At 57.6% G+C, this 13,136-nt stretch carries 10 protein-coding genes and 1 tRNA gene; 1 reads left to right on the forward strand and 10 read right to left on the reverse strand.

Annotated elements, in window-relative coordinates:
• Positions 1–89: 89 nt before the first annotated feature.
• From Q675_RS23010 to Q675_RS23050, 9 genes are all read right to left on the reverse strand, one after another.
• Positions 90–1,478: a DUF1329 domain-containing protein gene (locus tag Q675_RS23010; protein ID WP_023010630.1), complete on the reverse strand. Its 1,389-nt coding sequence runs from the start codon at positions 1,476–1,478 to the stop codon at positions 90–92.
• 205 nt (positions 1,479–1,683) lie between these two features.
• Entirely contained in the window at positions 1,684–4,326 is a 2,643-nt protein-coding gene (gene pepN / locus Q675_RS23015; RefSeq protein ID WP_023010631.1) for an aminopeptidase N, read from the reverse strand.
• 31 nt (positions 4,327–4,357) lie between these two features.
• Positions 4,358–5,194, reverse strand: coding sequence for a DUF2797 domain-containing protein (locus Q675_RS23020; RefSeq protein WP_031211007.1), 837 nt, complete (start codon positions 5,192–5,194; stop codon positions 4,358–4,360).
• Positions 5,191–5,490: a YeaC family protein gene (locus Q675_RS23025; RefSeq protein ID WP_011785542.1), complete on the reverse strand. Its 300-nt coding sequence runs from the start codon at positions 5,488–5,490 to the stop codon at positions 5,191–5,193. The genes Q675_RS23020 and Q675_RS23025 overlap by 4 nt, the downstream gene beginning before the upstream one ends.
• Positions 5,491–5,665: 175 nt before the next feature.
• Positions 5,666–6,340 carry a rhomboid family intramembrane serine protease gene (locus Q675_RS23030; protein WP_011785543.1) on the reverse strand — a complete coding sequence of 225 codons (675 nt, stop codon included), beginning with the start codon at positions 6,338–6,340 and terminating at the stop codon, positions 5,666–5,668.
• Positions 6,341–6,356: 16 nt separating this feature from the next.
• Complete coding sequence (locus Q675_RS23035; protein WP_011785544.1) at positions 6,357–7,370, reverse strand: metallophosphoesterase; 1,014 nt, start codon at positions 7,368–7,370, stop codon at positions 6,357–6,359.
• 2 nt (positions 7,371–7,372) lie between these two features.
• On the reverse strand, positions 7,373–8,257 hold the full coding sequence (locus Q675_RS23040) for an NAD(+) kinase (protein ID WP_011785545.1): 885 nt from the start codon (positions 8,255–8,257) through the stop codon (positions 7,373–7,375).
• A gap of 76 nt (positions 8,258–8,333) precedes the next feature.
• Positions 8,334–9,569 carry a DNA repair ATPase gene (locus Q675_RS23045; RefSeq protein WP_023010633.1) on the reverse strand — a complete coding sequence of 412 codons (1,236 nt, stop codon included), beginning with the start codon at positions 9,567–9,569 and terminating at the stop codon, positions 8,334–8,336.
• A 133-nt stretch (positions 9,570–9,702) separates the two neighbouring features.
• Positions 9,703–11,766 carry an NADPH-dependent 2,4-dienoyl-CoA reductase gene (locus Q675_RS23050; RefSeq protein ID WP_011785547.1) on the reverse strand — a complete coding sequence of 688 codons (2,064 nt, stop codon included), beginning with the start codon at positions 11,764–11,766 and terminating at the stop codon, positions 9,703–9,705.
• A 135-nt stretch (positions 11,767–11,901) separates the two neighbouring features.
• Between Q675_RS23050 and Q675_RS23055 the strand changes: the two genes are divergently transcribed.
• Positions 11,902–12,948, forward strand: a complete 1,047-nt coding sequence (locus tag Q675_RS23055) for an AraC family transcriptional regulator (RefSeq protein WP_023010634.1) — start codon at positions 11,902–11,904, stop codon at positions 12,946–12,948.
• Between the two features lie 23 nt (positions 12,949–12,971).
• On the opposite strand, the gene Q675_RS23060 is transcribed toward Q675_RS23055, so the two are convergent.
• A tRNA-Asp gene (locus Q675_RS23060) sits at positions 12,972–13,048 on the reverse strand.
• Between the last annotated feature and the right edge of the window lie 88 nt (positions 13,049–13,136).

Below are 13,136 nucleotides of genomic sequence, written 5' to 3' on the forward strand. Positions count from 1 at the left end.
GCCTTCGCAAACAAACCGGCAGCCCCCTGGGCCGCCGGTCGACATCCTGCTTGTGGCCTCAGGCGCCGGATCAAACCGGCGCCGAAGCCTCAGCGTACGCTTCGCCTGCGCAAAGAAGCTGGCGAGAAGTACCGTGTGTTTGGTACATCATTGGTAAATACACGGGTATTCGGCTCTTCGGTATCCAGACCCAACACGTGATATCGACGGGCCTGGAGATCGTGATACACATCAAGCACCGTCCAAACCCCCGGCAACTCGTAGTAGTTCTTGGGAATACCCATGGTCACACGCCAGAGATTGCCGCGACCGTCATACTGGTCGAGCAATACGGTGTTCCAGCTGTCTTCATCCACATAGAAGCGACGCTTACCATAGATGTGACGCTCACCATCCTTGAGGGTCGCTTCGACCACGTGCACGCGGTGCAGCTCCCAGCGGGTCAGATCAGGATTGAGGTGGGACATACCCAGAATTTCAGAGTAAGGCGTACCCTTCTCACCGATCCGGTAATTGTTGTAGGGAATGTAGATTTCCCGAACACCTTCGTAATCCCAGTTATAGCGATCCATGGCACCGTTGAAGATATCGGTGTCATCAGCGGTACGCAGGTTATCAGAGGCCGCAATCGGTGAGTCGTAGCCCAGGTTCGGAGCACGGCGGACACGACGCTGACCAGCGTTATAGCCCCAGCCATTGCGCGGATTGATGATCTGGTTCAGGGTTTCGTGAATCAGAATGGCGCCACCGGCAAGACGGGGTGGCGACTGAGTGAACGAGAGATAGTAGAAGATCACGTTGTCCAGATCTTCTTCACCACCCTCAGGGTTGTAGAAGTTGAAGAACGCTTCCTGCTGAGAGGTCACCAGGCTGTAGTCGCCGTTGGTCTGAACCGCCACCTCACTGGAGCGCCGGGTGACAGACACACCGCGCCAACGGGTCAGGTGGTTCCAGATTACCTGCCAGGCCTTTTCTTCGTTATTGCCGTGAAGAATCGGGAAAGGATAGCCACCAAAGGCACCCTCAATACCCTCTGCCTCACCCACAATCTCGGCATTCACCGCGTTCTTACGGGTGTTTTCAGCCACCCATTCGGGCACCGCGTGGGTGCGCCGGGACTGATACACGGGTATGCGGAAGGTAGTCGGGTAGGTTTCCAGCATCGCCCGGACGCCATCGGTCAGATACTCGCTGTACTGATCCATGTTGGAGGCTGTAATGGTAAACAGCACTTCGTCGTCGGGGAATGGATTGATATGGTGCTGCCCGCTGCCCTCGTAGCCAGCCGGCGGCTCCGTCAGGCCGCCATCCCACGCCGGAATGGTGCCGGCATCGTTACCGGCCTTGGGTGAACCGAACGGGGTGAGATCCTGGCCAAGGCGCGCTGCCTCGGATGAAGACACTGCCGCCTGAAGTGGCGAAGCAGCAAAGGACAGAGCCAGCAACCCGCCAAACAAAACGTTTTTGTTGTATCTCATTGTGCAACCTTAAATCCGTCTGGAAGCCTCTGTGGGCCTTTTTGTTATCGTCTGATGCAATCACAGACTTTCTGACAGATTAGCCGATCCGGCAACATTGTCTATCGACCGAAAGTGCGATTTTGTATCCGGCTGTGACGACGGCTTTACAATCACAGCCAGACAAAGGGCCCCACGGCATCAGTCACGGGGCCAGGCTCCGGCGTTAGTCTGCCAGGCTCTTGTGTACTACTTCATACACGTCTCGGGACAACTCGGCTTTATCGCGAATCCGCTCCAGTGCCGATTTCATCTGTTTGCTATACCCGGGCGCGAACTTCCGCCAACGGGTCAGCGGTGCCACCAGTCGCGCCGCAATCTGAGGATTGCTGTCATCCAGTCGGCATACCTGCTCGGCAAGGAATTCATACCCGCTGCCGTCAGGATTGTGGAATGCCGCCAGGTTCTGGGCCGCAAAGGCACCCACCACAGAGCGCACCTTGTTCGGGTTCTTCCAGTCAAACGCCGGGTGGTCGAGCAACTGCCGGATCTGCGGCAGCTGACCTGCGCGGTCACTTGAGGCCTGAACCGAGAACCACAGCTCCACCACTTGCGGGTCGTCGCTGAACTGCTGGTAGAACGCCTCCAAGGCCTCGGTACGGTCTTCCGCGAAATCAGAATTCACCAAGGCTCGCAGTGCACCGAGCCGGTCAGTCATGTTATCAGCGCCTCGGAACTGCTCTTTGGCCAGCGCCAGCGCTTCCTGATCACCAATATGCAGCAACCAGCCCAGCGCGGTGTTACGGAGACTGCGGCGGGCAATGGCCTCGGGCGTCAGCTGGTAATCGCCCTGCCCGGCGTTGCGCCGATAACAGGCCATGAGTTCATCCCGCAGGCCTTCAGCCAAATAACCAAGCACCTTTTCACGGGCCTGGTGAATGGCAGCAACATCAGCCTGCTCCGCCAGCTCAATGAGATAGGCCTCTGAAGGCAACTGCAGCATCTTTGCCATCAGAGCCTGATCCAGCTCGCTGTCCTGCAGCAACGACCGATAGGCATCCACCAGGCGCGGCTCCACCCCGGCAGACTCCGGAGCCCCCACCAGAGACTGAATAACGTCCACGGCCAGGCGCTGACCTGCGTCCCAGCGGTTAAAACCGTCCGGATCATGGCTCATCAGGAACAGTAGCTGCTCCCGCGTCCAGGGGTAGTGCACCCGCACGGGGGCAGAAAAATCTCTCAGCAGAGAAGGTACCGGGCACTCTGACAGGCCCTCAAACTCAAAGCAGTGTTCCGCCTGGCTCAGCTCCAGCACCCGCTCCAGAGGCGCTTCGCCACTCTCACCACTCAGTTGCAAGGGCAGAGGCTGGCCGTCAGCGCCCAGAAGCCCGAGCGCAAACGGAATATGCTGCGGCTTCTTGCCGGTCTGGCCCGGCGTGTCAGGAATACTCTGGCGCACGGTAAGTCGATAGACACCGCGCGACTCGTCGTACTCATCAGACACCGAAACCACCGGCGTGCCGGCCTGCTCATACCATAGCCGGAACTGGCCCAGGTCCCGCCCGGACGCGTCTTCCATAGCGCGAACAAAATCATCGGTGGTGACCGCCTGCCCGTCATGGCGCTGGAAGTACAGATCGCTGCCCTTACGGAACATCTCGTCACCAAGGAGGTTGTGGATCATCCGAACCACTTCGGCACCCTTTTCGTAGATGGTCAGGGTATAGAAGTTGGAGATTTCCATGTAAGACGCCGGGCGCACCGGGTGGGCCATGGGGCCGGCATCCTCGGCAAACTGTGCTGTGCGCAACAGGGTGGCATCCTCTATTCGTTTCACCGTCGGCGATCCCATATCGGCAGAGAACTGGGAATCCCGGAACACCGTAAAACCCTCTTTCAGGCTCAGCTGAAACCAGTCGCGGCAGGTTACCCGGTTGCCGGACCAGTTATGGAAGTATTCGTGGGCGACGATGGCCTCGATACGCTGGAAGGCGGCGTCCGTAGCAGTCTCCTGACTGGCCAGGACACAGGAAGAGTTGAAAATATTCAGCCCTTTGTTCTCCATGGCGCCCATATTGAAGTCGTCCACCGCCACGATCATGAAGATATCCAGGTCATACTCCCGCCCATAGACCTCTTCGTCCCAGCGCATGGAACGCTTGAGGGCATCCATGGCGAAATCACACTTCTTCGCGTTGCGGGGCTCGACATACATCCGCAGATCAATGTTGCGGCCGGAACAGGTAGTGAAGGTGTCTTTTTTCTCCACCAGGTCTCCGGCTACCAGGGCAAAGAGGTAAGCCGGCTTGGGGAACGGATCTTCCCAGGTGACAAAATGGCGACCATTTTCCAGCTCGCCCTTATCCACCGGGTTACCATTGGAGAGCAGCACAGGATAGGCGCTTTTGTCTGCCTCGATACGGGTACGGAAGCGTGCCATGACATCCGGCCGGTCCGGATAGAAGGTAATGCAGCGAAACCCTTCCGCCTCGCACTGAGTGCAGAACATACCGGAGGACTTGTACAAACCTTCCAGCCGGGTGTTGTTCTGAGGTTCGATCCAGGTCACTACCTGCAGCTCGAATTTTTCCGGCACCGAGGGCACGACCAGCGCATCGCCACGGTCTTCGAACTCACCGGTGCGTAGAGGCGAGCCATTCAGGGCAACCGATTCCAGTTGCAGACTATCACCGTGCAGAAACAGAGGGGCAGCGCTCTCCCCGGAGTCCGGGTTGCGGCGCACAGTCAGGGTACTGTGCACACGGGCGCCGTCTTCAAATAATTCGAAACGCAGATCCACCTGATCAACCAGATACGCAGGAACCTTATATTCACTCAGGTAAATGGTTTGTGGCTGGTTGGTTCGCATTCATACTCTCCAGAGAAAAGACATGGCGGATTCAGTCAAGAACCCGGAACCGGACTTCATAGCCGGTAAACTTGCGGATATTGATTACACCGGTGTCGAGCATCAGATACTGGCCTTTGATACCTTCCAGCAAGCCTTCCACTTCCGGCGTTTTGTCCAGATTATGGGTTTTCACCTTGGCCGGCCATACCTGAACCGGATAACCCAGCCCAAGTGTGGCTTCGTCCACAATTCGTATGCTCTCTTCACCATGCTGCGCCCGAAATTGCGCCAGGTCGTCTGCGATCAAGTCCAACAGCCGCTCACGCTCCTGCACCAGATCCAGCTCCGGCACATCACCCTTTAGCATGGCTCGCCAGTTGGTGCGGTCAGCCACGTGGTTCTTGCACGCCACTTCCACCAGACCAGACAGGTAACGGCTGGCGACCCGCAGCATCGGTATCGCCGTTACCGCCCCCTGATCAATCCAGCGGGTCGGTACCTGGGTGGCCCGTGTTATACCCACTTTCAAGCCGCTGGAATTGGCCAGATACACAACATGTTCAACCATGCAGTTGGCCTCGCCCCACTCCGGCTCCCGGCAGGTACCCAGGTGATAGTGGCATTTTTCCGGGCTCATGATACAGCTGTCGCAGGCGGCCAGCTTTCGGAAACACGGATAGCAGTAGCCCTGATTGAAACTCTTTTTGGTGGTGCGATCGCAATGAATACAGCGAATCACGCCATCAAAATTCAGCCGGACCTTATGACCAATAAGGTCATTCAGGGTAATGCGGTTGTCGCCGATGGCCAGGTTATAGGCCACCGGGTCGCCGGCCTCGGCCGGCATCTTACGAAGCCGGCCGGTTACGTCAATGGATTCGCTCAAACCTTGACCTCAACAAACTGATCAGGGTCCACATCGTTGTTGCCCTGGCGATCTTTGCGGAACTGCACAGACGGATCGCAAGCGGTACCGGCTTTCTCGCCACGGTCCAGGTATCCCACTCGCTGTTCTTCCGGCACGTTGTGCTTCTCTTCATAATAAATCACCGCTTCCAGGCTGATAGCGCGCTGCTCACGGGTCAGCGCGCGACCATCTGGCCATTTGCCAAGCTCAATGGCCCGTTTCAGGTTGCGGTAAACCGTCGGGTCCAGCCGCTCAATCAGTTCTTCGTATGTCATTCCCGCCTCCTGAACGTTTCTTCATATAAAAAAATGCCAAGACCGTTTGACAATTAAAAATGATAACGATTATCATTAATTCACCAAATGACAACGGTCGTATCATTTGGTCTCTCTCATCAGGAGCTAAAAGCTCTTTTAACAGCCTCACCTTTTGGTGGGGCTTTTTTTTGTTTCAGCGTCGGTATCGACGAGGAGGCATGATCGCCGCCATCGCCAACCCGGCCAGAAAACCGCCCAGGTGTGCCTCATTGGCCATGCGACCCACGCCAATCATCTCCGGCACTGGCGTAAAGCCAATGATCATCCACACCAGCGCAAAGGTCACGAGTGCCGGCGGGAATTGGAAACGCGGCAGTCTTCGCTGGCTCAACCAGCAATAACCGAGAATACCGTACACCACCCCCGAGAGCCCGCCGAACAGCGGGCCGGACACCAGATACTGTAGAAGATTGGACGCCAGACTGGTGGCCAGAAACAGTCCTACCAGCCGTGCCCGGCCGTCCATCCATTCGATCTGACTGCCCAGGAACCAGAGCATCACCGAGTTGAAGATGATATGGGTCCAGCTGAAATGCAGGAAATCCGGCGTCAGCAGCCTCCAGACCTGGCCTCCCGAAAGGGTGATAGAGAGCGCTTCCAGGCGCCCTGCCAGTGTGCTGAAGGTATCCCAGCTGAACGGCCGGGGGTCGACAATCATCATAGCGGCGGCAAAATTGCTCTGCCCCATGCCGGTCAGCCATACCATCACCACGGCAACCACGATGACGCCAATGACAAAAGGGGCATGACGGGGCGCCGGCTGCCAGCGGCCGCCAGGAGTGATCGGGGAAGACGACGGACTATCCAAAACTACCTCTCTGGTGTTAGCGGGCGACACTATCTTCGCTGGTCGGGTAATCGGGCTGCTCCGGCCGGTCAACATCAACCCAGACAAATTTGTCCGAAGAGAGCACTTTTTCCCCATCAAACCGATAGGCCACCAATTTGCCATACTTCACGGCGCTGAAATCAATACACGCCACATTGTGCTTGAGCGGAGCAGGGGCACCCTCCATCCAGTAATGCCCGACAAACACCGGCGGTGCGTCCAGTGGATAGGTAATCAGCTGCTTGCGCTCCTCCTCGCGCAAAGTCCTGCTGGCCACCTCCGGCGGCAGCGGGTCCGGCTGGAACACCACATCTGCATAGGTTTGCGGGTCGTCTGCCCAGAACTTGGTACGGAAGAACTGCCGGACGTAGCCATCCCGGCCCGTAATGGACATCCCTTCCGGCAGGCGCAGGTCAGTTCCGCGCAACAGGGTATCCATCACCTGCCCGGCAAAGGATTCGATGGCCGCCGAGGCGTGCAGGAAATCCTCGTCGATACAGGCGCCGCCCTGGCTCTGGCGGAACTGATCAATCAGGGTCTGATCCCAGCAGGCATGCACCACGCGGAAGCCATCCTCATCAATGAACAGCGGAATGCTATAAAACCACTCCAGAAATTCGTTCCATTCATGTGGATACGCATCAAACTGCTCAAGGGTTTCCTTGATCAGCCGATCGTGGCGGGCATTGTGTTCCCTCAGAAATTTCTTGCCGCTGCCTGGCCGTGCCCGGGTGCAGTAACCCAGTGCGTTGTACTCGTGGTTGCCCATGACAATTCGGGCAAAGCCGTGTTCCACCATGTCACGCACCAGGTGCAACGCTTCCCGGATTCTCGGCCCACGATCAATAATATCGCCGATAAAAATGGCCTGTCGGCTGGGGTGCTGGTAAATGCCGTTCCGCTTCCGATACCCCATCTGCTCCAGCAATCGCTCCAGGGTATGGGCGCAGCCGTGGATGTCACCAATAACGTCGTAGCCGCGATGTGCGGTTGTCTTGATTGCCGCCATGATCAACTCGCTGCTATTTCGCTTGCCCAGCCCAGCTTGTCCCGGCAGGTCGCGTAAAAATTGTGATCGGTGGGATGAATCAGACGGATCTTGAATGGTTTTTTGGTGATTCTGATGATATCCCCCGGGGCACAGGCAATGTTCATCTGACCATCGAAGCTGACCTGTGGATAGGTCTCATTGGTTTCGCCGATCACCAGTTTGATCTCGCTTTTACCATCCACCACGATCGGCCGACTGCTCAGGGTGTGGGGGAACATGGGCACCAGCACCACCGCATCCAGCTTCGGATGCATAATCGGGCCACCAGCCGACAGCGAATAGGCCGTGGAGCCGGTGGGCGTCGCCACAATCAAACCATCTGAACGCTGGCTGTAGACGAAATGACCGTCGATAAACAGGTCAAAGCCAATCATCCGCGTGGATTTGCCCGGGTGCAGAACCACGTCGTTCAATGCCGAGCCATACCCCAATGGCTGGCCATTACGCTCAACATGGCCATCCAGCAAAAACCGGGACTCTTCGATGTAATCGCCCTCAAGAACCCGGGCCAGGCGCTCTTCAAGATCTGACGGCGAGATATCGGTCAGAAATCCCAGTCGACCGCGATTCACGCCAAGAATAGGAATCTTGGACTTGGCCAACTCCCTGGCGGCGCCCAGCAGGCTACCATCACCCCCGACCACGATCACCAGATCACAGATCTCACCCAGGAGCTTCTTGCTGGCCACCTGCAGACCATGGCCCGGAATCATGGTGGAAGTGTCTTCCTCGATGATCACATGGTAATTGTTGGCGGTAAGGTACTGCTTGAGCTGCCGTAAAGACTCCACCACCTTGACGCTGCCCATGCGCCCGACGATGCCGATATTCCTGAACTGGTCCATGAAGTGTCCCGTGGTCTCTGAATGAAACAGGAAACAGTTTAACGAAACTCGGGCAGATTCTGAAAAAAGATACCGGTCAGTCCTTGTGCTGCTCGCAGCGGTCGTCCTGTCCGGGCTCGAATTCGGCCGGCTGGGTCACGCGCATGATTGGCTCACCACAGGCTTTGCCATCGCCATCCACGTGTTTGCATACGGGGTGCTCGTAGTGGGCGAGCCATTCCCGATAGGCTGGCTCATTCATGCCACAGCGCTCTGCGGCATAGGCCAGTGGGTTACCGAAGTAAGTGTCTATGTCTTCGTAGGGCAATGTAAGGTGGCCGACACCGGGGTGATAGGCCACCAGGAATACCGCCTGGGTGCGCAGCTGCTCCAGCAGAGAATCTTCCGGCGGCTGGCGATGGCGAAGTTCATGGTTTTCCTGCTCCAGCGCCACAATCTTGTCGTCCCGCAGTTCCAGCTCCCGCTGTTTGCGCTCCAACTGTTCCCGCAACAACACCGTCTCGGCATTGGCGTTGGCATCTTCCCTACCCTGCTCGGCACTGCCCTCAGCCATTTTCTCCTGCATGGTGAGGTATTGCTCATTGCGCTGGGACAGGCGTTTTTTCAATTGCTCGTTGGTCAGTTTCAGGCGTTCGTGTCGCTGCTCCAGGTCCGCCAGCTCACTGCGCAGCCCCTGCATTTCATTGCGATGCTCACGCTGAAGGTCAGCCAGTGAATCCCGATGGACGCTCTGGAGCGTCTTGATTCTGAGCCGTTGCTCGCGGAGGACCTGAGCCAGACGCGCGCGGTCACGGCTACCATCGTCACTATTCGATTGCGGGGTCGGGGCCGTGAGTACCGGGATATTCTCTTCTTCGGGCTCGATCTTCTGAAAACGGAGAGTATTGGCGTCAACCGCCTTGCGAATGGCCTGAAAATGGTTGTTTCCGGGGGTCATGTCCGGGTCCCAGAGTTCATTGGCAAACTCCGGATCCGGACACTGACTACGACACACCAGCCTGATAGGGCCGCCCCCCATGTTGGGGCCTTTGGCGCCCTGCTCTGCCAGAGCTTCAATGGGGACATTCCAGTGGCTGTCTGCGCGCCCCTCCTCATCAAACCAGATGCGGAAGAACACCAGAGAACGCACATTCAGATCGGAGCTGAGATTGACGAGAACCGCCCGGACATCAGTTTCGGCCAGGTCTGACAGACCGACATAGCCATCCAGGAAAGCGCCAAATTCCGACAGCCTCATCTGCCGGGCAACCTGGCTACCGTCCATAAAAAATACCGCCGAATAACCTTCAGCGGCCTGGCTGGCATTTACCATCAACCTTCTCCGTGCCCCGGGAATCTCAGTTCCGGACGCTCGCCAGCGCCCTTTGGTTCCAATTCAAACACTTTCCGACATAGTCTAGCCAGACAAGTGCCGAAGCACAGAGAAAAACTGCAACGATTTGTGATCAAATCTCCGCAGCGAGTCGACTGCCCTGGTTAATGGCCCGTTTGGCATCCAGCTCGGCCGCCACATCGGCGCCACCAATCAGGTGTACCGGAATGCCTGCTGCCTCGACACCCGCCTGCAGCTCGCGAAGCGGCTCCTGACCCGCACACACAATGATGGTATCCACCGGCAGGATCTTGTCCTCACCCTGCTCTGCACCTTTCGGCGTAACCGTGATGTGCAGACCTTCATCGTCGATCTTGCGATAAGTCACCCCCGGCACCATCTGAACATGGCGATTCTTCAGCGAGGTTCTGTGAATCCAGCCTGTGGTCTTGCCCAGATTCTTGCCCACTTTGGAGGCCTTACGCTGCAGCAGATAGACCTCGCGAGCCGGTGCCGGCACTTCCGCCGTAACGCCCTGGATACCGCCACGATGCTCTACCGACAGGTCCACGCCCCACTCCTTCATGAAGTGTTCGGTATTCAGCGAGGGAGAATCGCCCTTGTGGACAATAAACTCGGACACATCAAAACCGATACCACCGGCACCGATCACCGCCACTCGCTGGCCCACGGGCTTGCGCTCCAACAGGGCGTCGAGGTAACCGATAACGTTCGGGCGATCAATGCCCTCGATATCCGGAGTGCGGGGTTCCACACCAGTAGCCAGAACCACTTCATCGAAACCACCCGCTTTGAGTTCCTCGGCGGAAACCCGGGTATTCAGACGTACATCGACCCCGGTCTTGTCGAGCATTTTCCGGAAATAACGCAGGGTTTCGTAGAATTCCTCCTTGCCCGGAATACGCTTGGCCACGTTGAACTGGCCACCGACTTCGCTGCCGGCATCAAACAGGGTCACCTTGTGACCACGCTCCGCGGCCACGGTGGAAAACGCCAGGCCCGCAGGGCCGGCACCGACTACCGCGATGGACTTGGGCTGCGCCGCTTTAACGTAAGCCAGCTCGGTTTCATGGCAGGCCCGCGGGTTGACCAGGCAGGAGGTCAGCTTGCCGCTGAAGGTATGATCCAGACAAGCCTGGTTACAGCCGATGCAGGTGTTGATCTCGTCGGCACGATCCTGCTCCGCCTTCAGCACCAGCTCAGCATCGGCCAGGAACGGCCGGGCCATGGAGACCATGTCGGCATCGCCGTCCGCCAGGACTTTCTCGGCGACATCCGGCATGTTAATCCGGTTGGTGGTCACCAGAGGAATGCTGACCTCGCCCTTCAGGCGCGCTGTTACCTTGGTAAATGCAGCCCGGGGCACCGAGGTGGCAATGGTCGGAACACGGGCCTCGTGCCAACCGATACCGGTGTTGATAATGGTGGCTCCGGCTTTCTCGATTTCCTTGGCCAGGTGAACCACTTCTTCCCAGGTGCTGCCGTCTTCAATCAGGTCCAGCATGGACAACCGGTAGACGATAATAAAGTTCTCACCCACCCGCTCACGCACCCGGCGCACAATCTCCAGCGGCAGACGGATACGGTTCTCGTAGCTGCCGCCCCACTGGTCGGTGCGGTGGTTGGTGTGAGCGACGATAAACTGGTTGATGAAGTAACCTTCAGAACCCATGATCTCGACACCGTCATAGCCGGCCCGCTGCGCAAGAGCGGCGCAATTCACGTAATCGTCGATCTGCTTCTGGATACCGGCTTCGTCCAGCTCCCTGGGTTTGAAAGGGTTGATGGGCGCCTGAATAGCAGAGGGTGCCACCAGCTCCGGAGAGTAGGCGTAGCGGCCAGCATGCAGAATCTGCATACAGATCTTGCCACCTTCGTCGTGCACCGCCTTGGTGATGACCTTGTGCTTGTCGGACTCTTCCTCGGTATTCATCTTGGCCGCATGCTGGAATACCGCACCTTCCGTATTCGGGCCTATACCACCAGTCACGATAAGACCAACGCCGCCACGGGCGCGCTCAGCGTAAAAAGCAGCCAGGCGCTCAAAACCGTTTTTCACTTCCTCAAGGCCGGTGTGCATGGACCCCATCAGGGTACGGTTGCGTAACGTGGTAAAGCCCAGGTCCAGAGGCTTCAGAAGATTCGGGTATTTGCTCTCGCCGGAAGCAGTGGTCATGGAATTCTCCTCATCTGATCAGGTGTCGGGACACACGCCCATTTGTTATGGGCATAACACTACCGAGCTTGACCACTGCCAACAATATCCAAAAACAATATTTGATTATCCCTGAACAACATCGATAATAAGCCTATGATCAAATCCCGAACGCCGGCCCGGAATGCCCTGGGCGATATCAGCCTGCTCTATGTCTCCGTACTGCTGAGGGCCGTTGCTGCCGAAGGTGGAGATCCGGAACAGCTGAAAGCACGGTTCCATCTGAGCGCTCCGGAACAGGCGGCTGTCGATGCCCGTATCAGCATCCCCAGATTCATGCGACTGGGCCACGCCGCTATCAATGCCACGGGGAATACGGCGCTGGGGCTGCGCATGGGGGCGCTGTCACGCCCGGTCGACGCCGGCATGGCGGGGCTCGCCGCCGAAACCGCCGGGACAGTCGCCGGGGCACTTGAATTGCTGGTGCGATATTCACTCCTCACCAGTCATAATTCCCGCGGGGCTCCCAGCTTTCAGCGCGCAATGAAAACCGTGAGCTTCTATTCCATTCGCCCCTACAACCAATACAACTATTTTGTCGTGGATTCTGTGCTGGCCGCCTGGACCCAACTGATTCGACACATGACCGGCCGCTACGATGTACTGGAGCGTGTCCGGATTGAGTACCCATCCATTGGTCAGGACGAACTGTTCGAGAGCTGGTTCCGATGCCCCGTGGAATTCGGGGCTCCGGCAAACGATATCCGGATCAAGGACACAATCTGGGAGCTGGTACCGGCGCAGGCCCAGAGAGGCATGAATGAGAAACTGGTGAGCCTGTGCGAACAGGAGCTGCAGCGAATCCAGCGAGGGTGGAGAATTACCGATCGCGCCCGCCATCACATGGCGCCATTACTGGTGGGAGGCAAGGTGTCGGTGGACGTTCTGGCCGCAAAAATGGGCCTGACGCCCTGGACACTGCAACGACAGCTGGCCGAAGAAGGCAGTGGATTCCAGCAATTACTGGACACTACCCGCCAACAACTGGCCTGGGACTACTTGAAGGAAACCGACAGCTCGCTGGCAGAAATTGCCTGGCTGCTCGGCTTTGCCAACCCACCGGCATTTCACAAGGCATACCAGCGATGGCATGGCATCAGCCCGGGCGAACATCGAAAGATTCTGAGGATCAGGAAAAACTGAGAAGACTTCAGGGGAGGTAAAAATGGCGGAGCGGACGGGACTCGAACCCGCGACCCCCGGCGTGACAGGCCGGTATTCTAACCAACTGAACTACCGCTCCGCGTAGCTGCCTGAGCTGTCTTGCGACTGCTCTGTGACAACGAGGGCGCATTATAAAGAGGCCCTCGTTTATGTCAACGATTTTGCCA

This window comes from Marinobacter sp. EN3, assembly GCF_000475315.1.
GTDB lineage: Bacteria > Pseudomonadota > Gammaproteobacteria > Pseudomonadales > Oleiphilaceae > Marinobacter > Marinobacter nauticus.